Origin of the sequence: Sinorhizobium sp. CCBAU 05631 (genome assembly GCF_002288505.1) — a bacterium.
Taxonomy (GTDB): domain Bacteria; phylum Pseudomonadota; class Alphaproteobacteria; order Rhizobiales; family Rhizobiaceae; genus Sinorhizobium; species Sinorhizobium fredii_C.
On the sequence record NZ_CP023063.1, the window covers coordinates 1,060,771 to 1,083,811 of the forward strand.

Here is a 23,041-nt window from a genome sequence, read left to right on the forward strand (position 1 = left end):
CGGCGTAACAGCGATATGCTTTTCAGCGAGATGCGCACGGTATAACCGACCACCAGCCCTATTTTACTCACAATCCCGGCCTTTGGGGGAAGGGCATCCCAATTTGTTGGGAAACGATGTTGAAGCTTGAGTTTCCTCGCCATATGAGGGAACCCGCGAAGCGTGTAGCTGTCGTGCCGGCCGATTTCCGACGAAAGCGGTTGGCGCGGCCGCTTGGCTTGCGACAGTGGGTCCTTCGAATGGCGACCCGGCGATGGGACAATAAGGTACCGGTATCTGGCTGATGATCAGACTGATAGGATATTTTTTCGGCATTGGTGCGTTTTTGCTGCTCGGGGTCGCCGCAGCCGTCGCGATCTATCTCGGCGCGATCACCAAGGATCTGCCCGACTATGAGGTGCTCGCCAAGTACGCGCCGCCGGTCACGACGCGCTTTCACGCCGGAAACGGTGCGCTGATTGCCGAATATGCGCGCGAGCGCCGCCTCTATCTGCCGATCCAGGCGATACCGGATCGCGTCAAGGCAGCCTTCATCTCCGCCGAGGACAAGAACTTCTACAAGCATCCGGGCGTGGACATCACCGGCTTGGCGCGCGCCATTGCCGTCAACATCCAGAACTTCGGCTCGGGCCGCCGCCCGGTCGGAGCCTCGACGATCACTCAGCAGGTGGCGAAGAACTTCCTGCTGACCGCCGACCAGACGATCGACCGCAAGATCAAGGAGGCGATCCTCTCCTTCCGCATCGAGCAGGCCTACACCAAGGATCGCATTCTCGAACTTTATCTGAACGAGATCTTCTTCGGCCTGAATTCCTACGGCGTCGCCGGCGCGTCGCTCACCTATTTCGACAAGTCGGTCACGGAACTGACCGTCGCCGAGGCCGCCTATCTTGCTGCGCTGCCGAAGGGACCGGCCAACTATCACCCGTTCCGCAAGACCGAGGCGGCGATCGAGCGCCGCAACTGGGTGATCGATCGCATGGTCGAGAACGGCTATGTGACCAAGGCAGACGGCGAGGAGGCCAAGAAGCAGGAGCTCGGCGTGACGCCGCGCCGTGGCGGTGCCCATCTTTTCGCTTCGGACTACTTCGCCGAAGAGGTGCGCCGGCAGATCATTCAGAAATATGGCGACAATGCTCTTTACGAGGGCGGGCTGTCGGTTCGCACGTCGCTCGATCCGCATCTGCAGATCATCGCGCGCAAGGCGCTGCAGGACGGGCTCTTGGGCTATGACGAGCGCCGCGGCTTTCACGGGCCGGTCAAGACGATCGAGATCGGCGGCGACTGGGGGGAGCCTCTGAGCAAGATCCCGACATTGAACGACATGCCGGAATGGAAACTCGCCGTCGTGCTCGCCGTCGACAGCGAAGGGGCCGAGATCGGCATCCAGCCGGACAAGGAAGCCTCGGGGAAGATCGTCGCCGAACGGGTCACCGGGCACATTTCCGCAGAGAAAATGCAATGGGCCTACCGCGCCGCAGGCGGCCAGCGCAAGGCGGCAAAGTCCCCGGAGGGCGTCGTCGGTCCAGGCGATGTCGTCTATGTCGAGCCGCTCGAGCAAAAAGGCGAGTATCGCCTTCGCCAGCCGCCCAAGGTGCAGGGCGGGCTGGTCGCGATGGATCCGCATACCGGCCGCGTTCTGGCGATGGTCGGCGGCTTCTCCTATGGCCAGTCGGAGTTCAACCGCGCCACCCAGGCGATGCGCCAGCCCGGTTCCTCCTTCAAGCCCTTCGTCTATGCGGCAGCTCTCGACAGCGGCTACACGCCCGCCTCGGTCATTCTCGATGCGCCGATCGAAATCGTCGCCGGCGGCCAGGTCTGGCGCCCGGAAAACTACGGCGGCGGCTCTGCCGGTCCATCGACGCTGCGCCTCGGCATCGAAAAGTCGCGCAACCTCATGACGGTGCGGCTTGCCAACGACATGGGCATGAACCTCGTCGCCGAATATGCCGAGCGCTTCGGCATCTACGACAAGATGCCGCCGCTGCTTTCCATGTCGCTCGGCTCCGGCGAGACGACCGTGCTGCGCATGGTGTCGGCCTATGCGGTCATCGCCAATGGCGGCAAGCAGATCAAGCCGTCGCTGATCGACCGCATCCAGGACCGCTACGGCAAGACGATCTTCCGTCACGAGGACCGCACCTGCGACAACTGCAACGCCGACAATTGGGCCGAGCAGGAAGAGCCCGTGTTGACCGACAACCGCCTGCAGGTGCTCGATCCGATGACGTCCTACCAGATCACTTCGATGATGGAGGGCGTCATCACCCGGGGTACGGCGGCGGGCAAGATCAAGCTGGACCGTCCGGTCGCCGGCAAGACCGGCACGACCAACGACGAGAAGGACGCCTGGTTCGTCGGCTACACGCCCGACCTCGTCGCCGGCCTCTATCTGGGCTTCGACGATCCGGCGCCGCTCGGTCGCGGCGCGACGGGCGGCAGTCTGTCGGCACCGATCTTCAACGCCTTCATGCAGGAGGCGGTCAAGGGGACGCAGCCGGGCAAGTTCGTGGTTCCGGAGGGCATGAACCTCATCCCGGTCAACCGCAAGACCGGCATGGCGGCGGTCGAAGGCGAGCCGGACACGATCATCGAAGCCTTCAAGCCGGGCACCGGTCCGGCCGAAACCTTCTCGGTCATCGGCGACCTCGACGAATATGCGCCGCCGGAGGAGATCCTGAAGAACTCCCCACAGGCCAACCAGGCCGTGACCTCCGGCTCCAACGGCCTCTTCTGAGCCTTGCCCTCGATCCGGATGCCCGTCGCCTTTACATCGGCGGCGGGCGTCGCTATTTGACCCTCACATTTTTCGAAGCCACACCAAGAAGCGGGACCATGCGCAGCGAAATCGAGAACATCGTCGACGAAATCAAGCAGGCCATAAGCCTGCTGAGGAGGCATCTTTGACTGGGAGCAGGCGATAAGACGACTGGACTGGTTGAACAACAAGGCGGAAGATCCGTCGCTCTGGAACGATGCCGCCGAGGCGCAGAAGCTGATGCGCGAGCGCCAGCAGCTCGACGACAGCATTACCGGCCTGCGCCGTTTCGAGCAGCAGCTGAGCGACAATATCGAGCTGATCGAACTCGGCGAAGAGGAGGGAGATTCGGCCATCGTCGGCGAGGCCGAGGACGCACTCCGTCAGCTGCGCAACGAGACTGCGAAGAAGCAGGTCGAGGCCATGCTTTCGGGCGAGGCGGACCAGAACGACACCTATCTCGAAGTCCATTCGGGCGCCGGCGGCACCGAAAGTCAGGACTGGGCCAACATGCTGCTGCGCATGTATTCGCGCTGGGCCGAGCGGCAAGGTTACAAGGTGGAACTCTTGGAAATCCAGGACGGCGAAGAGGCCGGCATCAAGTCGGCGACGCTCCTCGTCAAGGGCCACAACGCCTATGGCTGGCTGAAGACCGAGTCGGGTGTCCATCGGCTCGTCCGCATCTCGCCCTATGACAGCAATGCGCGCCGTCACACCTCGTTTTCGTCCATCTGGGTCTATCCGGTCGTCGACGATTCGATCCAGATCGACATCAACGAAAGCGATTGCCGCATCGACACCTACCGTTCTTCGGGCGCCGGCGGCCAGCACGTCAACACGACCGACTCGGCCGTGCGCATCACGCATATGCCGAGCGGCATCGTCGTGCAGTGCCAACAGGAGCGTTCGCAGCACAAGAACCGCGCCAAGGCCTGGGACATGCTGCGCGCCCGGCTCTATGAAGCCGAGCTCAAGAAGCGCGAGGAAGCGGCCAATGCCGAAGCCGCTTCAAAGACCGATATCGGCTGGGGTCACCAGATCCGCTCCTATGTCCTGCAGCCCTATCAGCTGGTGAAGGACCTGCGGACGGGCGTCGAAAGCACGAGCCCCGGCGACGTGCTCGACGGCGAGCTCAACGAGTTTATGGAGGCCGCACTTGCCCACCGCGTCAGCGGCGGTGCGGATGCGGTCGTCGAGGATTTGGGCTGAACGCGCCGAACAGGAACTGCGACAAACGGCCGGGTGCTCCCCGGCCGTATTCTTTTGTCGGCGTCAGTTGGTCGCGCGCTCGATCTTGATGTCCCCGACTTCGTCTATCAGCACCGTCCACGATTCCGGTTCGGTGGCGGAAGGGTCGGTCTTCAGATAGACGGTCGCGAACATTCCCGGCTGCCGCGTGATGCCCGTCGAGGTCTCGGGTCGAATGTCGGTGACAAAGGACTTCATCGCCGTGAACTCCTCGAGCTCGGCGGACGAGACGACTTCCGGGCCGGCCGGCGTCGAGGCGATCTGCTGGAGATGGATGCGCGCGGTGCCGTCACTCTGCCGCACGGCAATCAGCTTGTAGTAGCCACGCTGCGCGGCCCGTTGCGCAACGCCTTCTGGATCGCCGGCCGGCGCTACGCCGGCACCATCCTCCCAATAGCCGGTGCTTGTGACGAAAGTGACGTTCGAGGGGAGGATGCCGCCGTCCTGCGCCCGCAGAGCGCCCGCGGACAACAGGAAGCAAAGCGCGATCACAAGGGGGTTGCGCATCCTCAAGATTCCTTCGTGCGCGGCGCGGAACAATAACCGCTGACCGCAGAATACCATGACGTTCCGCTTGTGATTCAATTGGAGAACTGCTCGGCCAGGATGCGGTCGGACCAGGAATGATCCGGATCGGACAGGATGCGGGCCGTCAGCTTCTCCGATTCGGCGATCGTGACCCGAACGACCGACTTGACCTCCTGGTGATCCGCGACGGCGTTGACCGGCCGCTTCTCGGCCTCGAGAATCTCGATCTGGACGGTAACGCGGTTGGGAAGCAGCGCGCCGCGCCAGCGCCGCGGCCGGAAGGGACTGACCGGGGTCAAGGCGAGAAGCGGGGCCTCGAGCGGCAGGATCGGCCCGTGGGCGGACAGGTTATACGCAGTCGATCCCGCCGGTGTTGCGAGCAGCAGCCCGTCGCAGGTCAGTTCATCGAGCCGCACCTTGCCGTCGACGAGGACCTTGAGCTTTGCCGCCTGATAGGACTGGCGGAAGAGATAGACCTCGTTGATCGCCAGCGCGGTGAATTCGTTGCCGTTGGCGTCGAGGGTCCGCATTTCCAAGGGGTGGAAGGCGTTGTCGACGGCGCTGGCGATGCGTTCGCGCAGATCATCGGTGCTGTAGCGGTTCATCAGGAAGCCGACCGAGCCGCGATTCATGCCGTAGACGCGCTTGCCGGTATTCATCGTCTTGTGCAGCGTGTGCAGCATGAAACCATCGCCGCCGAGCGCGACGATCACGTCCGCCTCCTCCGGGTCGTGGTCGCCGTAAATCTCCTTGAGTTCCTTTGCCGCCTTCTGCGCTTCTTCGGCCGTCGAGGCGATGAAGGCGAGTGTGCTGAACTGGGTCATGCATTCAGTCCGTTTGTCGTTGCGCCCGGCGCGGCGATCGACGCCATGCCTGTTTTTCTGGCACGACCATGCGGCGAGTGCACCCGAAATTTTGAGGGGAGCCGCATTTTTGCTTTACACAAGAAAGGAATATGGTAACTCCCGTGATCGAAAAGTGCCCTTATAGCTCAGTTGGTAGAGCGGCTGATTTGTAATCAGTAGGTCGGGAGTTCGAGTCTCTCTGGGGGCACCATTTTTGAAGCTTTTCGAAGCTACCACACCTCCCCACACTGATCGGCGACTCACAATTTCCTCAAATATCGAAGGACTGCGCCGGTCTCGGGTCGATCTCGCGGCAACGCTGCATCGCCTTGATCAGGTTCTCTGCCAGATAGTCGATCAGCGCGCGCGTCGCCGGCAGCACGCCCTGTCGGGACGGAAAGACGAGATGGACCACGACGTTGCCGGAGCCCCACTCAGGCAGGACGGGGACGAGAACGCCGGTTCGGAAGGCGCGCTCGCAGATGTGGTCCGGCAAAAGCGCGATCCCCATTCCTTCGATCGCGGCGCGTTCGAGGATGACGAAATCGCTGCAGCCGATCACCGGTCGGTGGGCGATCTCGATCGATCCGCCGTTCGCGTGATAGAGGCGCCACACGTCGCTTGCGTGTTGCTCGTTCATGGAAAGCGTCGGCATTTCGGCAAGATTGGTGGTGGTGACTTCTCCGATTCGCGCAAGAAGCGTCGGGCTGGCGGCCAGCCGCGAGCGGACCTCGCCGAACTTGCGCACGATCAGGTGGCTGTCCGTATCGAGCTGGTCGCGCGCGCGAAGCGCCACGTCGAAACGCTCCTCGATGAGATCGAGACGTCGATTCGTGGCGGTGATGAGCAGTCGGACGCCCGGGTAGCGCCGATGGAAGCCCGGCAGAATGTCGGCCAGCATCGGTGCGAAGCCGAGGGGGCAGCCAAGCCGCACAACGCCCGTCGGCTCGCCGCGCACGGCGGCGACCTCGGCTTCCGCGGCCGCTACGCCGTCGAGCAGCCCCTGGGCGTGTTCATAGAAAACGCGGCCGATTTCCGTCACGCGCAGCTTGCGCGTCGAGCGCTCGAGAAGCCGCACGCCCAGTTGATCTTCCAGCCGCGCCACATGCTTGCTGAGCTTGGATTTGGGAATGTTCAGATAACGCGCGGCGGCGCTGAAGCCGTTGTTCTTCACGACGGCGGCGAAGAGGGCGATATCGTTCAGGTCCTGCATGCTAGCCTCCACCAGAGCGGGCGTCGCGCGCGCATCCGCTCTGGGAATCCAATGTAATCGTTCCGACGGAGTCTGATTTTCCCGCGCCGGAACGCTCCGATTGTTTCCCTCAGGAAACGGAATGTCAATTATTCGCCGTCTTATCCAGCGATTGTTTTCAAATCATATGTTGTGCACCGCAACTAGAAACAAAGGTGCCTCCCATGAACGTCCTTCATATCGACTCCGGCATTCTCGGAGAACATTCGGTTTCCCGTCGTCTGACGGCGGCGATCGTCTCGCAGATCAAGGCAGACCGGCCCGACGCGAAAGTCACCTATCGCGATCTCGTCTCCGAGCGCCTCCAGCATCTGACCGGCGCACAGATCATGGCGCCTGCCGACCTCGGTGAAGTCGATCCGGCGCTCGCCTCCGATATTCGGACTGGCCGCCAGATGCTCGACGAATTCCTTGCCGCTGACACGATCGTCGTCGGTGCGCCGATGTACAACTTCTCGATCCCGAGCCAGCTGAAGGCCTGGATCGACCGCCTGGCCGTCGCTGGCAAGACCTTCCGTTACACCGAGGCGGGCCCGGAGGGTCTCGCCAAGGGCAAGAAGGTAATTGTCGCCTCCACGCGCGGCGGACACTATTCTGCCGGCCCGGCTTCGGCGATGGATCACCAGGAAAGCTATCTGCGGACCGTTTTCGGCTTCTTCGGACTCACCGACGTTGAGTTCGTCCGCGCCGAGGGCCTGAACCTCGGTGCCGACCAGAAGCAGTTCGCCATTGCCGAAGCTGAAAAGACCATCGCGGAAGGCAACGTTCTGCGCCTGGCGAGCTAAGATTGAATTCGGCCGGCGCCGGAGTGGGATGAGGAAACTGTTCGTGGTTTTCCCGCCCGCATCCCGCTCACCAAAAGTGCCGGTCTGTTGCGGAAGAATGCCGGTCGCGCAAGCGGCCGGCATTCTTCGTTTCTGATCGGGCCGGATTTGCGGTATTCTAGCGAGATGAGAAGCCTGGTCGTTCTGCAGGTTCTGGCCCTGTCGCTGGCGGCTGCCGCCATGGTCGCCGAGAGTGCGGCTGCGTCGCCGCCGGACCGGCGCTGTACCTGTCGCAATCGCGACGGGACGAAATACGAACTCGGCCAGATGACATGCATCCGGGTCGGCGGCATCTCCTACATGGCGCGCTGCGAAATGAACCTCAACGTCACGACCTGGAAGAAGGTGCGTGACGGCTGTCCGACGGCGCACATGACCTTAAGCGCCGTGCCGGTGCTTTGACCGGCATCGGCCGTCTCAAGCCTTGAGGTGCTGCCTTGCTGCATACATCGCGATCGCCGCGGCGTTTGAGACATTGAGCGACTTGATGGCGCCGGGCATATCGAGTCGGGCCAGCGCCGCAACGGTCTGCCGCGTCTTCTGCCGCAGCCCCTTGCCTTCTGATCCAACCACCAGGGCGATCTTCTCGCCAGAGAAGGTATCCTCCAGCGGTTGCGGACCCTCCGAATCAAGACCGATCGTCTGGAAGCCCAGATTGTGCAGTTCTTCAATCGTATCGGCGAGATTGGTTATCTGGATATAGGGAATGAGTTCCAGCGCCCCGGAGGCCGATTTTGCGAGCACGCCTGATTCGGTCGGGCTATGGCGCATGGTGGTGATCAGCGCGCCGGCTTCGAACGCCACCGCCGAGCGCATGATGGCGCCGACATTGTGCGGATCGGTCACCTGGTCGAGCAGGAGGATCAACGGACAATCGCTGAGCGCCTCGAGCTTGCGGTGCGGCAGCGGCCGCGTCTCCAGCATGACGCCCTGGTGGATGGCATCCGGCCCGAGGACCCGATCGAGATCCTGCGGCGTTACGATTTCGACTGGGAAGGGGAGTGACGAAGGCTCGCCGAGTTCCAGCCTCGCCGCCGCATTCTGCGTCACGCTGAGGCGGATGACCGTGCGCTCCGGATTATCGAGGGCGGCGCGGACCGTGTGCAGCCCATAGAGAAGCACCTGCTCTGGCGCCAGCGCCGGCGGCTTCCAGTCGGCCGGCATCTTCCGGCGCTTGTCCGGGCGGGGTGTCGGAATCTCGCCGCGCTCGCGGCGGGCGTCGCGATGCGCGCGCCGCAGAGTGGCGTAGTGGCTGTCCTTGGCGCTCTTGTCGCCGCTCTTGTCCTTGCTCATGCGCGTCTTATAGTGAGGTTCGTTCGGTCTTGGAAATGGTTTCGGATAGTGCGGCCGCCGGTGTCTGTGGAGAATTTCTGAAATTTTCCGTTTCGCTCTGTTGACAGGAGGAATGCGGGCGGCCATATACCCGGCGCAGATCGAAAGGCGGCACGAAACGGCGCCGCTTCTTCCACGATCTCAAAAGCTTGGTCGATTGATCCCGACAGAATAATGGAGGGATGCCCGAGTGGTTAAAGGGGACGGACTGTAAATCCGTTGGCTCAGCCTACGTTGGTTCAAATCCAACTCCCTCCACCATTCTGCTTCAGGATCGAAGGCCCGCGGGTATAGCTCAATGGTAGAGCAGCAGCCTTCCAAGCTGAATACGCGGGTTCGATTCCCGCTACCCGCTCCAGCCTCTTTGCCGCCTCAGAAGCAGTGACTAGCCTCCGCGTAACGAACTGCCGCTGAGCCGACGATAAATTCATCTTCGGCGAGCCAATGAAGTGAGCTACAAGTTGGTTGGCTCTCAGTGCAGGCTTAGGGCTTCTGTCAGGGTAAGCAACCGTGACAATGCTTCATCAAGCTTCTGTGCTCGTTTGTCGTCAACGTGCTCGATGAATGCACATGTGACGACCGATGTTGCATCCCCATGTGGGCCGAGGATCGGAGCGCTTATATCAGTTACGCCAACAAGTTGGCCGGAAGCGCCAATGCGGTAACCCTGTCGACGGACCGCGTCGATTTCATCGCCCGTTGCCCCCTGCAACGGCTTAGGCGAAGCCACCCCCCACTGTTTGAGTGTTTCGTCCAAGCGTTCGGGGGCTTGAAATGCAATCAACGTTATGCCCGAACCCGTCGTAAAAAGTTCGAGCTGACTGCCAACCCTGGCGCGAAACTCCCAATGAGACGTGGGGCTTGCCTGAGCGACGATGAGACCGGTTCCGAACTCCGGGATCACGAGATGGCAGGATTGGTCCGTTTGGCGCGCAAAGTCGTCCATCAAAGGCTGCGCACTGGCGACCAGTCGTCGATATGGAGGGTATCGATTGGCTAGAAGGAACATCTTCATGGACAGGGAGTAGCGGTCGCCACCCTCCGACCGGGCTACGTACCCCCTCGCGACCAGACGCTCAAGCATGCGAAAGATCTGCGATGGGCTCAGTCCCATTTCCCGCACGATCTCGGTCCGGGTCATGCCACCGCTTTGATTGGCCAATATCTCGAGGATATCCAAGCCCTTGTCGAGCGCGGGTGCGCGGTATTTCTCGTCCTGATCCAATCCTTCCGCCAATACGGGTTTTTGCGGTTTCGTTGCCATTCACGCCCTCCAGACCCGGACTCATAGCGATGTCTACAAAAAAAGAATATCGGCATCGACTTGTCAAAGCCGTTCGTATGTGAAATATTATTTTATATACGAACTTTGGCGCACGGGGGGAATTATGCGTCTGAAGGACAAGACCATTCTCGTCACGGCAGGCGGTCAGGGCATAGGCAGGGCAAGTGTTCTCGCATGCCGTGACGAAGGCGCGCGGGTGATTGCAACCGATATCAACGGGGCGGCACTCGAAGGGCTGGACGGGGTCGAGACATTGCTGCTGGACGTCACTGACCGGCAGGCTGTCGAAGCCGTTGCGGCGCAAGTAGGTCCTGTCGATGGCCTCTTCAATTGCGCCGGGGTCGTGCACAACGGAACGCTTCTCGATATCGCCGACGATGACTGGGCCTTTGCCTTCGATCTGAACGTCACGGCGATGATGCGTCTTACGCGTGCTTGCCTGCCCGGGATGCTCGATCGGGCGGCCAACACCGGAACCGCTTCGATCCTGAATATGGCCTCGATGGCTTCCTCGATAAAGGGTTTTGCCAATCGGACAGCCTATGGTGCCAGCAAGGCGGCGGTCATCGGTCTGACCAAGGCGATTGCCGCGGATTTCGTCAAGCAAGGCATTCGTTGCAATGCCATCTGCCCGGGCACGGTCGACACGCCCTCGCTGCGCGGACGTATCGCTTCAGCTGCCGATCCGGAGCAGGCCGAGAAAGACTTTATCGCGCGCCAGCCCATGGGCCGCCTGGCGACGGTCGATGACGTCGTCCCCTTGGTTGTTTTCCTGCTGTCCGATGAAAGCCGGTTCGTTTCAGGACAGGCCATGCTGGTGGACGGCGGCGTGACCATCTAAGCGCGCGGGAGGAGCGGCGTCATGAGCGAGCTGGTGCGGATGGAGGGGATCGACAAGAGTTTCCCGGGCGTACACGCGTTAAAATCCGTCGATTTCGAACTTCGGCCCGCCGAGGTCCACGCGCTGATGGGCGAGAACGGCGCGGGTAAGTCGACATTGATGAAGGTGCTGTCCGGTATCTATCAACCAGACAGCGGTCGCGTGCTCGTGGACGCCCAGGAAGTGTCCATTCGAACTCCCAAGACGGCACAGGATCTCGGCATCGGCATCATTCATCAGGAACTGGCGTTGATGCACGACCTCACCGTCGCCCAGAACGTCTGGATCGGCCGGGAGCCGCGCCTTTCCTTGGGACGGCTTGACGAGGCGAAGCTGAATGCGGATACCGCCGCCATCTTCGCCGGCATGAACATCCGCATGGATCCGCGCACGCCGGTCGCGGGCCTCACCATCGCCCGCCAGCAGATGGTAGAGATCGCAAAGGCGCTGAGCTATCGGTCGCGCGTTTTGATTATGGACGAGCCGACGGCCGCGCTCAACGATGCGGAGATCAGCGAACTCTTCACCATCATCCGCCGCCTCAAGGACGAGGGCGTCGGCATCATCTACATCAGTCACAAGATGGACGAGATCAAACGCATCTCCGACCGTGTGACCGTGATGCGCGACGGTGCCCGTGTCGGCACGGTCCAGGCTGAGGAAACGCCGATCTCCAAGATCATCTCGATGATGGTCGGGCGCGAACTGAAGGACGAGACGGTCGTCATCCCCGATCTCTCCGCCGCAGAAACGGCGCTGGAGGTGCGCGGCATCCGGCGCGGCAAGGAGCTGAAGGATATCAGCTTTGACCTGAAGAAGGGCGAGATCCTCGGCTTTGCCGGGCTGATGGGCGCCGGGCGAACCGAGCTTGCCCGAGCCATTTTTGGCGCCGAGCCGATCGAAGCGGGCGAGATTTTCGTGCAGGGTAAGCCGGTCCGGATCACCAGTCCCGCCGACGCGGTGCGCGTCGGCATCGGCTATCTCTCGGAAGATCGCAAGCATTTCGGTCTCGCGCTCGGCATGGATGTACGCGCCAACATCGCCATGGCGAGCCTGCCGCGTTATGCCGACGCCATCGGCCGGATCGACGAGCCGGCGCTTGGGTCCATCGCCGCGGAGTACATCGCCAAGCTGAACATCCGTACGCCGGGCGACCGGCAGGAGGTGCGGCTCTTGTCGGGTGGCAACCAGCAGAAGGTAGTCATCGCCAAATGGCTGTTGCGGGATTGCGATGTGCTGATCTTCGACGAGCCGACCCGCGGCATCGACGTCGGCGCCAAGGCCGAAATCTATCGTCTTCTCAACGAGCTGGCCAGCGCCGGCAAGGCGATCATCGTTATTTCCAGCGAGCTGCCGGAAGTGCTGCGCCTTTCCCATCGTATCGCGGTCATGTGTGAGGGACGCTTGACAGGCATCCTGCCGGGCGGTGCGGAGCAGGAGAAGATCATGGAATTGGCAACACAACGGCAAGACCGCAGCATGAGGGGACGCTCTAATCATGGGTGAAAAGGCAAGCGGGCGCGGCAGCGCCCAACAGAAACTCCTGGCCTTTGCCAGCCTGATCGTTCTGGTCATCGGCTTCTCCTTGGCGAGCCCGAATTTCTTCCAGGTGTCCAACATCATGGCCATCCTGCAGGCGACCTCCGTCAATGGCGTGCTGGCGGTCGGTGTGACGCTGATCATCATTACCGGCGGCATCGACCTGTCGATCGGTACGCTAATGACCTTCTGCGCCGTCATGACCGGCGTAGTGCTGACCTGGGGCGGCCTGCCGCTGCCGCTCGGCGTGCTGGCGGCGGTCGGCACGGGGGCGGCCTGCGGGCTGGTGTCCGGCAGCCTGGTGGCGCGTATGCGCATTCCGCCCTTCATCGCCACGCTCGGCATGATGCTGGTGTTGAAGGGCCTGTCGCTGATCGTTACCGGCACCAAGCCGATCTATTTCAACGATACGCCCGGCTTCACCACCATCGCGCAGGGCTCGCTGATCGGCGAGGTGATCCCGGCCTTCCCGGTGCCGAACGGTGTCTTAATGCTTTTCATCGTGGCCGGTGCCGCCGCCTGGATGCTGGGGCGCACCGTGCTCGGCCGCTACACTTTCGCGCTCGGTTCGAACGAAGAGGCGGTGCGGCTGTCCGGCGTCAACACCGATTTCTGGAAGATCGCGATCTACACGCTCTCGGGCGCCGTCTGCGGCATTGCCGGCCTTCTCATTGCCAGCCGCCTGAATTCCGCCCAGCCGGCGCTCGGCCTCGGCTACGAGCTGGAAGCCATTGCGGCGGTGGTGATCGGCGGCACCAGCCTGTCGGGCGGGCGCGGCACGATCGTGGGCACGCTGATCGGCGCACTGATCATGTCGGTGCTCACCAACGGCTTGCGCGTCCTGTCGGTCGCGCCGGAATGGCAGACGGTCGTGACCGGCGTGATCATCATCGTCGCCGTTTATGCAGACCAGATGCGCCGGCGCGAGCGGAAATAGCCGGCAACGAGGCCGCTGATTTCCCACGGTCGAAAATTTCATGCAGTAGTGAACACAGGGAGGAAACATGTTCACGAGACGGACTCTACTGAGTGCAGTTGCAGCAATTTCGCTGCTCGGTGCAGCGACAGGGGCAAGCGCACAGGACAAGCTCTACGTGCCGCTTATTTCCAAGGGCTTCCAACACCAGTTCTGGCAGGCCGTTAAGGCTGGCGCCGACCAGGCGGGAGCTGAATTCGGCGTCGAGGTAACGTTCGAGGGGCCGGACAACGAAAGCCAGGTTGACAAGCAGATCGACATGCTGGCAGCCGCCCTCGCCAAGAAGCCGGCGGCCATCGGCTTCGCCGCCCTCGACAGCCAGGCGGCAATTCCGCTGCTGAAGCAGGCGAAGGAGGCCAACATTCCGGTCATCGCCTTCGATTCCGGCGTTGACAGCGATATCCCCGTTGCGACGGCATCGACTAACAACGTCGCCGCAGCGGCGCTCGCAGCCGACACGCTCGCCGAACTGATCGGCGATGCCGGCAAAGTCGCCGTTGTCGCCCACGACCAGACCTCGCGCACCGGTGTTGATCGTCGCGACGGCTTTGTCAACCGGATGAAGGAAGCGCATCCTAACATCGAGATCGTTGCGATCGAGTACGGCGGCGGCGACCATTTGAAATCGACGGAGATCACCAAGGCGATCCTGACAGCCAATCCCGATATCAAGGGCATCTTCGGCACGAACGAGGGCTCGGCGGTCGGCGTGGTCAACGGCGTGAAGGAATCCGGCGCCAAGATCGTGATCATCGGCTACGATTCCGGCAAGGCGCAGAAGGATGCAATCCGCGAGGGCTTGATGGCAGGCGCGATCACTCAGAACCCGGTGGGTATCGGCTACGAGACGGTCAAGGCCGCCGTCGCTGCTTCCAAGGGTGAGAAGGTCGAGAAGAACATCGATACCGGCTTCTACTGGTATGACAAGACCAATATCGACGACCCGGAAATCTCCGCAGTCCTCTACGATTGATCACACCATCCGACCCGGAGACCAAATTCTCCGGGTCCTCTATCGAGACGGCAAAATGAAACTTCTTCGCTATGGCCCCGTCGGGCGGGAAAAGCCCGGTCTCCTCGACCACGATGGTCGTATCCGTGATATCTCCGGGTATGCAGCCGACATTGCTGGCGACGTGTTGTTGCCGGAGAACCTCAGCCAACTAGCGGCACTCGATGTCTCCAGCTTGCCCCTGGTCGAAGGGAATCCCCGAATCGGGCCCTGCGTCGGCCGCGTCGGCAAGTTCATCTGCATCGGCCTCAACTATGCCGACCACGCCGCCGAAACCGGCGCCGAGATCCCCAAGGAGCCGGTGGTCTTCAACAAATGGACCAGCGCTATCTGCGGCCCGAACGACGACGTCGAAATCCCGCGCGGCTCGGTCAAGACCGACTGGGAAGTGGAACTCGGCATCGTTATCGGCAAGGGTGGCCGCTATATCGAGGAGGCGGATGCGCTGTCGCATGTTGCCGGCTATTGCGTCGTCAACGACGTATCCGAGCGCGAATGGCAGATCGAGCGCGGCGGCACCTGGGACAAGGGCAAGGGCTGCGACACGTTCGGCCCGATCGGCCCCTGGCTGGTGACGCCGGACGAAGTCCCCGATGTCGGCAATCTGAAAATGTGGCTGGAGGTCGACGGCCATCGCTACCAGAACGGCTCGACCGCGACGATGATATTCGGCGTCGCCCATATCATCAGCTATCTCACACGCTTCCTATCCCTGCAGCCCGGCGACGTGATTTCCAGCGGGACGCCGCCCGGCGTCGGGCTCGGTCAGATTCCCCCTGTCTTCCTGAAGGGCGGCGAGACGATTCGGCTCGGCATCGAAGGACTAGGCGAGCAAACGCAGAAGGTTATCAAGACATGAAGATTACTGGTCTTCGCACCGTCGACGTGCGCTTCCCGACAAGCCAGCACCTGGATGGGTCTGACGCGATGAACCCCGATCCAGACTATTCTGCCGCGTATGTGGTCCTGGAGACAGACGGTCCGCACGAAGGCCACGGTCTCACCTTTACCATCGGCCGCGGCAACGAGATTTGCGTGGCGGCCATCGAAGCACTGCGTCCGCTGGTCGTTGGCCTCGACATGAGCTGGATCGCGCAGGACATGGGGCGCTTTTGGCGGCATGTAACGTCCGACAGCCAGCTTCGCTGGATCGGCCCCGACAAGGGAGCCATCCATCTCGCAACGGGCGCGGTCGTGAATGCGGCCTGGGACCTTTGGGCGAAAATCGAGGGCAAGCCGGTCTGGCGGCTGGTTGCGGATATGTCGCCTCAGGAGCTCGTTCGCTGCATCGATTTCCGTTACCTCACCGATTGCATTACGCCGGAATGGGCGCTCAGCTTCCTGACGGAGCAGGCTCGGGAAAAGCAAGAGCGCATCGCCATCCTGAAGGCGGAGGGCTATCCCTGTTATACGACTTCAGCCGGTTGGCTCGGTTATGACGACGCCAAGCTGCGCCGCCTGTGCCGTGAGGCGGTTGATGCGGGCTTCCGCCACATCAAGATGAAGGTCGGCCGCGATCTCGAGGACGACATTCGCCGCCTTACCATCGCGCGCGACGAGGTCGGGCCGGACGTCAATCTGATGATTGACGCCAATCAGGTCTGGGAAGTCGACCAGGCGATTGACTGGGTGAAGAAGCTTGCCTTCGTCAAGCCTTGGTTCATTGAAGAACCGACAAGTCCTGATGATGTGGAGGGCCATCGCATGATACGGGAGGGCGTTGCTCCCGTGCAGGTTGCGACCGGCGAGATGTGCCAGAATCGCATCCTGTTCAAGCAGTTCATCATGCGGGGCGCTATCGATGTGGTGCAGATCGACAGTTGCCGTCTGGGCGGGCTGAACGAAGTCCTGGCCGTGATGCTGATGGCAGCCAAATACGGCCTGAAGGTTTGCCCCCATGCGGGTGGCGTCGGCCTTTGCGAGTATGTGCAGCACATGTCCATGATCGATTACCTCTGCATCGCCGGAACACGGGATGGACGGGTGATCGAGTTTGTCGATCATCTTCACGAGCACTTCATCAATCCATGTGTCGTCCGCGGCGCGGCCTACATGCCGCCGCAGGCCCCCGGTTTCTCGATCGAGATGAAGCCGGAGAGTCTCGAAAGCTACCGTTTCAGAGGCGCATGATGGATCTCCATTTGCAAGGCAAGGTCGTCGTGGTAACCGGTGGCGGCTCGGGTATCGGTGCCGGTATAACGGAGGTTCTTTCTGAGGAAGGCGCGCGGCCGGTCATTGTCGCCCGGCAGTCGCCTGATCCGGATTGGCTTCGCCGGACTGGTGCAGATTTTGTGCAGGCAGAACTCTCCAATGATGATGCCTGCCGGTCTGCGATCGAGACCGTGCGCTCTCGACACGGTACTGTCTACGGCCTCGTCAACAATGCCGGCGCGAATGATGGGGTCGGCATTGACCGGGGCCCGGCTGCCTTTCGCGAAAGCCTGAACCAAAATCTCGTTCATTACTATACGATGGTCCACGCGCTCGGGGACGATCTGCGGGCGACGCGCGGCGCCATTGTCAACATAAGTTCCAAGACAGCCTTGACCGGTCAGGGCGGCACCTCGGCCTACGTCGCCGCCAAGGCCGCCCAACTCGGGCTTACCCGCGAATGGGCTGTCGAATTTCTGCCTGACCAGGTCCGCGTCAATGCCATCGTCGTCGCGGAGGTAATGACACCGCTCTACAGGCGCTGGCTAGATACCTTGCCTGACGGCGAAGCAACACTCCAAGAAATCGTACGCCGCATTCCGCTGGGCCACCGCATGACGACGGCACGCGAAATCGCCGACACTTGTGCGTTCCTGTTGTCGAGCCGCGCCAGCCATATGACGGGGCAGTGGCTGTTTCCCGATGGCGGCTACACCCATCTTGACCGCGCCATTGCCGGGACTTTCGAAAAAGCTCCCGATCAGTGAACTGGCTTGTGGCCACGCGGGTTTGAGGTGTCACAATTTCCGCGATAAATCGCCGGCGGGGCGGGCGACGAGTCACCTACAAGTGCAATACTTCCTTCGAGAGCTGCGATCTTCTGCCGAGCGCGCTGCGCGGCCTGAGGTCGACATGTCGGTCACCGTCATGGGCCAGAGACTTGGTCGCATTGGACGTAAGTGTGCCACTTGAGAAAAGCACACATAGCGTTGATTGCTCTGGATTTTTCGATTTGGGAAGTTTATCCGGGCTCGCGCGGCGCGTCTTCTTTCCGATCTTTAAAAGAGGCCGGGACCTTGCCGTCTCGGCGGACGCAATTAAGTCTTGCGCAAATGCCGCGAAACCCTTAAACGGCTGCACAAACCGGCCCCGCCGGCTGATCCATCGTATTTGACCACAGGAAGCGTACCCATGGCAAAGAGCAAATTCGAGCGCAACAAGCCGCACGTCAACATCGGCACGATTGGCCACGTTGACCATGGCAAGACGTCGCTGACTGCAGCGATCACCAAGTACTTCGGCGAATTCAAGGCGTATGACCAGATCGACGCTGCGCCGGAAGAGAAGGCGCGTGGCATCACCATTTCGACGGCGCACGTCGAATACGAGACGCCGGCCCGCCACTATGCGCACGTCGACTGCCCCGGCCACGCCGACTACGTCAAGAACATGATCACCGGTGCGGCGCAGATGGACGGCGCGATCCTGGTTGTGTCCGCCGCCGACGGCCCGATGCCGCAGACCCGCGAGCACATCCTGCTCGCCCGCCAGGTCGGCGTTCCGGCGATCGTCGTGTTCCTGAACAAGGTCGACCAGGTCGACGACGCCGAGCTTCTCGAGCTCGTCGAGCTGGAAGTGCGCGAACTCTTGTCGTCCTACGAATTCCCGGGCGACGACATTCCGATCATCAAGGGTTCGGCGCTTGCCGCTCTCGAAGACTCCGACAAGAAGATCGGCGAAGACGCGATCCGCGAGCTGATGGCTGCTGTCGACGCCTACATCCCGACGCCGGAGCGTCCGATCGACCAGCCGTTCCTGATGCCGATCGAAGACGTGTTCTCGATCTCCGGCCGCGGCACGGTCGTGACCGGCCGCGTCGAGCGCGGCATCGTCAAGGTCGGTGAGGAAATCGAGATCGTCGGCATCCGTCCGACGACGAAGACGACCTGCACGGGCGTTGAAATGTTCCGCAAGCTGCTCGACCAGGGCCAGGCCGGCGACAACATCGGCGCGCTGCTGCGCGGTGTCGACCGCAACGGCGTCGAGCGCGGTCAGGTTCTGTGCAAGCCGGGTTCGGTCAAGCCGCACCGCAAGTTCAAGGCCGAAGCCTACATCCTGACGAAGGAAGAAGGCGGCCGTCACACGCCGTTCTTCACCAACTACCGCCCGCAGTTCTACTTCCGCACGACGGACGTGACGGGCATCGTGACGCTGCCGGAAGGCACGGAAATGGTGATGCCGGGCGACAACGTGACGGTCGACGTCGAGCTGATCGTGCCGATCGCCATGGAAGAGAAGCTGCGCTTCGCTATCCGTGAAGGCGGCCGCACCGTCGGCGCCGGCATCGTCGCCTCCATCGTCGAGTAACGATCGGAAAGGCGATGCCGTAAGCTGCCGACGGCGGCAAGGAAGGTGCAAATGGTGCGCAAGCGCGATTTGCACGCGGCGCCGGCATCGTCGCCTCCATCGTCGAGTAACGGTCGGAAAGGCGATGCCGTAAGCTGCCGAGGCAGCAAGGAAGGTGCAAATGGCGCGCAAGCGCGATTTGCACGCGGCGCCGGCATCGTCGAGTAATTCGGGCTTTTGCCGGTTTTCAAGGACCCCGCGGGCAACCGCGGGGTCCTTTGTTTTTGCTGTTCGCCGCCGTCGCAACTTGAATGTGTCTCGCCGGAGTGGCAGGCTCCTGCGTCGTCAGAGGCGGAGGAGCAGATCGTGAAGAAGCGGATTCTCTTTACCGGTGGCGCCGGTAAGGCCGGCCGGCATGCCGTGCCCTATCTCGTCGAAGCCGGCTATGAAGTGCACAATGTAGACCTTGTTCCGCTCGACAGCCCCGGCGTCACCAACCTGATCGCCGACATCACCGACAGCGGCCAGATGTTCAACGCGCTGTCGATGCATCGGGATTTTCCCGACATGGAACAGGCCAGGGGGGAACAGAGCCGCGCGCATCAGGGCAGGGGGCCGCAACCCTTCGATGCCGTGGTCCACTTCGCGGCCATTCCACGCATCCTCATCAAGCCGGACAACGAGACCTTCCGGGTCAATGTGATGGGCACCTACAACGTCATCGAGGCGGCGGTGAAGCTTGGCATCCGCAAGATCATCGTCGCGTCGAGCGAGACCACCTACGGGGTCTGCTTTGCCGAGGGGCATCGCGACTTCCACAGCTTTCCGCTGGAGGAGGACTACGACGTCGATCCGATGGATTCCTACGGGCTCTCCAAAGTGGTGAACGAAAAGACCGCCCGCGCCTTTGCGGAGCGGTCCGGCTTCGATATCTATGCACTGCGCATCGGCAACGTGATCGAGCCGCACGAATACGAACGCTTTCCCCACTTTTTCGCGCATCCGGAGATCCGCAAGCGGATTGCCTGGAGCTATATCGATGCGCGCGACCTGGGGCAGATCGTCAAGCTTTGCATCGAAAAGGACGGGCTCGGCTTCGCGGTCTTCAACGCCTGCAACGACACCGTGTCGGCCAACACGCCGACCCGCGAGCTCGCCAGGCAGTTCTATCCGAACGTGCCCTTCACCAGAGAGATCGGCGAGTTCGAGGGGCTGCTGTCGAACCGAAAGATCCGCGAGGTCCTCGGCTTCAAGGAGGAGCACGATTGGCGGAAATATGTGCAGCCTGGCACGTAGCGGCTGCGCGCTGGGGTAGCCTGCGGCCATGAGAAACTTTTCTTGGCACTTTTTGCTCTTTTGTTGCAAATGCGCTTGAAAGCATCCGGCAAACTGAATAAGAAGCCGCAGTCTCGAGGATGCAGCCGGTCACGGTTGTGTGTCTCGTCTAGGGGTATAGCTCAGTTGGTAGAGCGGCGGTCTCCAAAACCGCAGGTCGGGGGTTCGAGCCCCTCTGCCCCTGCCATTTTTCCCTCCTTCTTGCCCTGTTGTTTGACTTCGGCCAGAATGTGCGGGACGGGCGGCGCGGCCGTTCATATATTCACAAAAAAGACCGATCGGCTCTTGTGGTTTTTGGAATCGGTCTTTATGTAGGGTCCAAACAGACACGCGGTGCGTGGGGCTGACACATCGGCTTTACGCGCCGTAATGGCGTGAGCATTTTATGGCATCCAAAACGAATCCGTTCACGTTTCTGCAGCAAGTACGCTCCGAAACGTCAAAAGTGACTTGGCCTTCGCGGCGCGAGACGACGATCTCGACGCTGATGGTCTTCGTCATGGTCTCTTTTGCCGCCGCCTTCTTCTTTGGTGCGGACCAGTTGATGGGTTGGCTGATGAGCCTGATCCTCAACGTTGGCGCTTGATTTGGGTGGAGGGTTAGATGGCTGCGCGCTGGTATATCGTTCACGCCTATTCAAATTTCGAGAAGAAGGTCGCCGAATCGATCGAGGAGAAGGCGAGGCAGAAGGGTCTCTCGCATCTGTTTGAGAAGATTCTCGTTCCGACCGAGAAAGTCGTTGAGGTCCGTCGCGGCCGCAAGGTCGATTCCGAGCGGAAGTTCTTCCCGGGCTACGTTCTCGTGCGGGCGAATTTGACGGACGAGGCTTACCACCTCATCAAGAACACGCCGAAGGTCACCGGTTTTCTTGGCACCGACAGCAAGCCGGTGCCGATCCCGGACCATGAGGCGGATCGGATTCTCGGTCAGGTCCAGGATGGCGTCGAGCGTCCGAAGCCTTCGGTCTCGTTTGAAATCGGCGAGCAGGTCCGCGTGTCGGATGGGCCATTCGCCTCCTTCAACGGCATCGTGCAGGATGTCGACGAGGAGCGCTCGCGCCTGAAGGTCGAGGTGTCGATCTTCGGCCGCGCCACGCCGGTCGAGCTGGAATACGGCCAGGTCGAGAAGGTCTGAAAGAACGCAAGCTTATGAGAATGGGCAGGCTGACATGTCGGCCTGCTCCGGCGGAGTGATCCGCATGCGCGTGGGAGGGAGCCGGTCTTAGCCAGACCGGTCTATCCGCACCACGCAACCGCAGCCGCCGGTCAACCGACCGGCAAGGAGCCGGGCAACCGGCTGAACAGTTCCCGCTTCCGGTTTGCCGGGTGGGGCAAAGAGAGGCAGAGAGAAATGGCTAAGAAAGTTGCAGGCCAGCTCAAGCTGCAGGTCAAGGCCGGCTCGGCGAACCCGTCGCCGCCGATCGGTCCTGCGCTTGGTCAGCGCGGCATTAACATCATGGAATTCTGCAAGGCGTTCAACGCCGCCACGCAGGAAATGGAAAAGGGTATGCCGATTCCGGTCGTCATCACCTATTACCAGGACAAGTCCTTCACCTTCGTCATGAAGCAGCCGCCGGTCAGCTACTTCCTGAAGCGCGAAGCGAAGATCCAGTCCGGTTCGAAGACCCCGGGCAAGGCGAAGGCCGGCTCGATCTCGAAGGCCCAGATCCGCACGATCGCCGAGGCCAAGATGAAGGACCTCAACGCGGCCGATATCGAAGGCGCAATGGCAATGGTCGAGGGCTCCGCCCGCTCCATGGGCCTGGAAGTGACGGGCTAAGACCATGGCGAAGATTGCAAAGCGTGTACAGAAGTCCCGCGAGGGCATTGATCCGGCGAAGGTCTACGGCCTCACCGAAGCCGTGACGCTCGTCAAGGAGCGTGCGACCGCCAAGTTCGACGAGACGATCGAAGTGGCGATGAACCTCGGCGTCGACCCTCGCCATGCCGACCAGATGGTCCGCGGCGTCGTCAACCTGCCGAACGGCACGGGCCGCTCGGTTCGTGTCGCCGTGTTCGCACGTGGTGCGAAGGCCGATGAGGCCAAGGCTGCCGGTGCCGACATCGTCGGCGCGGAAGACCTCGTCGAAATCGTTCAGGGCGGCAAGATCGACTTCGATCGCTGCATCGCGACCCCCGACATGATGCCGCTCGTCGGCCGTCTCGGCAAGGTTCTCGGTCCGCGCGGCATGATGCCGAACCCGAAGGTCGGAACCGTCACCATGGACGTCGCTGCGGCCGTCAAGGCTTCGAAGGGCGGCGCCGTCGAGTTCCGCGTCGAAAAGGCTGGTATCGTTCACGCCGGCGTCGGCAAGGCATCCTTCGATGCCAAGGCGCTGGAAGAGAACATCCGCGCCTTCGCAGACGCGGTGATCAAGGCGAAGCCGACCGGCGCGAAGGGTAACTACGTCAAGCGCGTGGCGATCTCCTCGACGATGGGTCCCGGCCTCAAGATCGATCCGGCAACGCTCAGCGTCGCCTAACGGAATCACGGGCTTCGGCCCGAAACCGAATTTCCGGCCTTTCGGGGCCGGAAATATCCGGGCTTCCGGCCCGGAATTCCTGTCCGAGATTGCGGGTGGTTCTACCTTAATCACCATTGCCCGCATGAGACGGGTAAGATCTGGATTTCAAGTGACGCCGCGGCGTCGAAATTCGGTTCGAACCTCGCTTGCCTTGTGTCAGACCCGGCTATCCGGGAACGCCAAGGGACAGGATCCTTAAGCGTTGC

General features: G+C 61.7%; 22 protein-coding genes and 4 tRNA genes. 21 read left to right on the forward strand and 5 right to left on the reverse strand.

Annotation, left to right across the window (positions count from 1 at the left end; all coding sequences use genetic code 11):
* Window positions 1-283 precede the first annotated feature (283 nt).
* Both SS05631_RS05075 and prfB read left to right on the forward strand, forming a co-directional pair.
* Window positions 284-2,737: a penicillin-binding protein 1A gene (locus SS05631_RS05075; RefSeq protein ID WP_037414219.1), complete on the forward strand. Its 2,454-nt coding sequence runs from the start codon at window positions 284-286 to the stop codon at window positions 2,735-2,737.
* 98 nt (window positions 2,738-2,835) lie between these two features.
* Window positions 2,836-3,967 (forward strand): peptide chain release factor 2 gene (gene prfB / locus SS05631_RS05080; RefSeq protein ID WP_157213148.1). Its coding sequence is split into 2 segments (ribosomal slippage): window positions 2,836-2,904 and window positions 2,906-3,967, totalling 1,131 coding nucleotides; the frame shifts between segments, so codons are not numbered across the junction.
* 63 nt (window positions 3,968-4,030) lie between these two features.
* On the opposite strand, the gene SS05631_RS05085 is transcribed toward prfB, so the two are convergent.
* Together SS05631_RS05085 and SS05631_RS05090 are read right to left on the reverse strand one after the other, a co-directional pair.
* On the reverse strand, window positions 4,031-4,513 hold the full coding sequence (locus tag SS05631_RS05085; RefSeq protein WP_037414223.1) for a hypothetical protein: 483 nt from the start codon (window positions 4,511-4,513) through the stop codon (window positions 4,031-4,033).
* Between the two features lie 74 nt (window positions 4,514-4,587).
* The gene (locus SS05631_RS05090; RefSeq protein WP_037414225.1) at window positions 4,588-5,358 is read right to left on the reverse strand and encodes an NAD kinase; all 771 of its coding nucleotides are present in this window, start codon (window positions 5,356-5,358) and stop codon (window positions 4,588-4,590) included.
* 156 nt (window positions 5,359-5,514) lie between these two features.
* Here SS05631_RS05090 and SS05631_RS05095 point away from each other — a divergent pair.
* A tRNA-Thr gene (locus tag SS05631_RS05095) sits at window positions 5,515-5,590 on the forward strand.
* Between the two features lie 60 nt (window positions 5,591-5,650).
* On the opposite strand, the gene SS05631_RS05100 is transcribed toward SS05631_RS05095, so the two are convergent.
* Window positions 5,651-6,592 (reverse strand): LysR family transcriptional regulator, encoded by a 942-nt coding sequence (locus SS05631_RS05100; RefSeq protein ID WP_037414227.1) that lies wholly within the window; start codon window positions 6,590-6,592, stop codon window positions 5,651-5,653.
* Between the two features lie 203 nt (window positions 6,593-6,795).
* On the opposite strand from SS05631_RS05100, the gene SS05631_RS05105 reads away from it, so the two are divergent.
* Together SS05631_RS05105 and SS05631_RS05110 are read left to right on the forward strand one after the other, a co-directional pair.
* Window positions 6,796-7,416 (forward strand): FMN-dependent NADH-azoreductase, encoded by a 621-nt coding sequence (locus tag SS05631_RS05105; RefSeq protein ID WP_037414229.1) that lies wholly within the window; start codon window positions 6,796-6,798, stop codon window positions 7,414-7,416.
* Window positions 7,417-7,581: 165 nt separating this feature from the next.
* Window positions 7,582-7,857 carry a hypothetical protein gene (locus tag SS05631_RS05110; protein ID WP_037414259.1) on the forward strand — a complete coding sequence of 92 codons (276 nt, stop codon included), beginning with the start codon at window positions 7,582-7,584 and terminating at the stop codon, window positions 7,855-7,857.
* A gap of 15 nt (window positions 7,858-7,872) precedes the next feature.
* Here the strand turns inward: SS05631_RS05110 and SS05631_RS05115 are convergent, their stop codons facing one another.
* Window positions 7,873-8,748 carry an RNA methyltransferase gene (locus SS05631_RS05115; RefSeq protein ID WP_037414231.1) on the reverse strand — a complete coding sequence of 292 codons (876 nt, stop codon included), beginning with the start codon at window positions 8,746-8,748 and terminating at the stop codon, window positions 7,873-7,875.
* 215 nt (window positions 8,749-8,963) lie between these two features.
* Here SS05631_RS05115 and SS05631_RS05120 point away from each other — a divergent pair.
* Window positions 8,964-9,048: transfer RNA gene (locus tag SS05631_RS05120), tRNA-Tyr, on the forward strand.
* 23 nt (window positions 9,049-9,071) lie between these two features.
* A tRNA-Gly gene (locus SS05631_RS05125) sits at window positions 9,072-9,145 on the forward strand.
* 114 nt (window positions 9,146-9,259) lie between these two features.
* Here the strand turns inward: SS05631_RS05125 and SS05631_RS05130 are convergent.
* Window positions 9,260-10,051 carry an IclR family transcriptional regulator gene (locus SS05631_RS05130; RefSeq protein ID WP_050988170.1) on the reverse strand — a complete coding sequence of 264 codons (792 nt, stop codon included), beginning with the start codon at window positions 10,049-10,051 and terminating at the stop codon, window positions 9,260-9,262.
* 124 nt (window positions 10,052-10,175) lie between these two features.
* Between SS05631_RS05130 and SS05631_RS05135 the strand changes: the two genes are divergently transcribed.
* The 14 genes from SS05631_RS05135 (at window position 10,176) to rplA (ending at window position 22,793) form a co-directional block, all read left to right on the forward strand.
* Window positions 10,176-10,913, forward strand: coding sequence for an SDR family oxidoreductase (locus SS05631_RS05135; RefSeq protein ID WP_037414233.1), 738 nt, complete (start codon window positions 10,176-10,178; stop codon window positions 10,911-10,913).
* A gap of 21 nt (window positions 10,914-10,934) precedes the next feature.
* Entirely contained in the window at window positions 10,935-12,458 is a 1,524-nt protein-coding gene (locus tag SS05631_RS05140) for a sugar ABC transporter ATP-binding protein (RefSeq protein ID WP_037414235.1), read from the forward strand.
* Window positions 12,451-13,428, forward strand: coding sequence for an ABC transporter permease (locus SS05631_RS05145; RefSeq protein WP_095677934.1), 978 nt, complete (start codon window positions 12,451-12,453; stop codon window positions 13,426-13,428). Before SS05631_RS05140 ends, SS05631_RS05145 begins: the two co-directional genes overlap by 8 nt.
* Window positions 13,429-13,495: 67 nt before the next feature.
* Window positions 13,496-14,440, forward strand: coding sequence for an ABC transporter substrate-binding protein (locus tag SS05631_RS05150; RefSeq protein WP_037414239.1), 945 nt, complete (start codon window positions 13,496-13,498; stop codon window positions 14,438-14,440).
* Between the two features lie 55 nt (window positions 14,441-14,495).
* Window positions 14,496-15,338, forward strand: a complete 843-nt coding sequence (locus tag SS05631_RS05155) for an ureidoglycolate lyase (protein WP_037414240.1) — start codon at window positions 14,496-14,498, stop codon at window positions 15,336-15,338.
* The gene (locus tag SS05631_RS05160) at window positions 15,335-16,609 is read left to right on the forward strand and encodes an L-fuconate dehydratase (protein ID WP_037414242.1); all 1,275 of its coding nucleotides are present in this window, start codon (window positions 15,335-15,337) and stop codon (window positions 16,607-16,609) included. Before SS05631_RS05155 ends, SS05631_RS05160 begins: the two co-directional genes overlap by 4 nt.
* Window positions 16,609-17,397 carry an SDR family oxidoreductase gene (locus SS05631_RS05165; protein WP_037414244.1) on the forward strand — a complete coding sequence of 263 codons (789 nt, stop codon included), beginning with the start codon at window positions 16,609-16,611 and terminating at the stop codon, window positions 17,395-17,397. Before SS05631_RS05160 ends, SS05631_RS05165 begins: the two co-directional genes overlap by 1 nt.
* 424 nt (window positions 17,398-17,821) lie before the next feature.
* Complete coding sequence (gene tuf, locus SS05631_RS05170) at window positions 17,822-18,997, forward strand: elongation factor Tu (protein WP_095677935.1); 1,176 nt, start codon at window positions 17,822-17,824, stop codon at window positions 18,995-18,997.
* 345 nt (window positions 18,998-19,342) lie between these two features.
* Window positions 19,343-20,272, forward strand: a complete 930-nt coding sequence (locus SS05631_RS05175) for an NAD(P)-dependent oxidoreductase (RefSeq protein ID WP_037427184.1) — start codon at window positions 19,343-19,345, stop codon at window positions 20,270-20,272.
* 150 nt (window positions 20,273-20,422) lie between these two features.
* Window positions 20,423-20,498, forward strand: a tRNA-Trp gene (locus SS05631_RS05180).
* Window positions 20,499-20,696: 198 nt separating this feature from the next.
* Window positions 20,697-20,897, forward strand: coding sequence for a preprotein translocase subunit SecE (gene secE / locus SS05631_RS05185; protein WP_012707741.1), 201 nt, complete (start codon window positions 20,697-20,699; stop codon window positions 20,895-20,897).
* A 17-nt stretch (window positions 20,898-20,914) separates the two neighbouring features.
* Entirely contained in the window at window positions 20,915-21,445 is a 531-nt protein-coding gene (nusG, locus tag SS05631_RS05190) for a transcription termination/antitermination protein NusG (RefSeq protein ID WP_018239477.1), read from the forward strand.
* A 216-nt stretch (window positions 21,446-21,661) separates the two neighbouring features.
* Window positions 21,662-22,090, forward strand: coding sequence for a 50S ribosomal protein L11 (gene rplK, locus SS05631_RS05195; protein ID WP_034858872.1), 429 nt, complete (start codon window positions 21,662-21,664; stop codon window positions 22,088-22,090).
* A gap of 4 nt (window positions 22,091-22,094) precedes the next feature.
* On the forward strand, window positions 22,095-22,793 hold the full coding sequence (gene rplA / locus SS05631_RS05200) for a 50S ribosomal protein L1 (RefSeq protein ID WP_037427187.1): 699 nt from the start codon (window positions 22,095-22,097) through the stop codon (window positions 22,791-22,793).
* The last annotated feature ends 248 nt before the right edge of the window (window positions 22,794-23,041 follow it).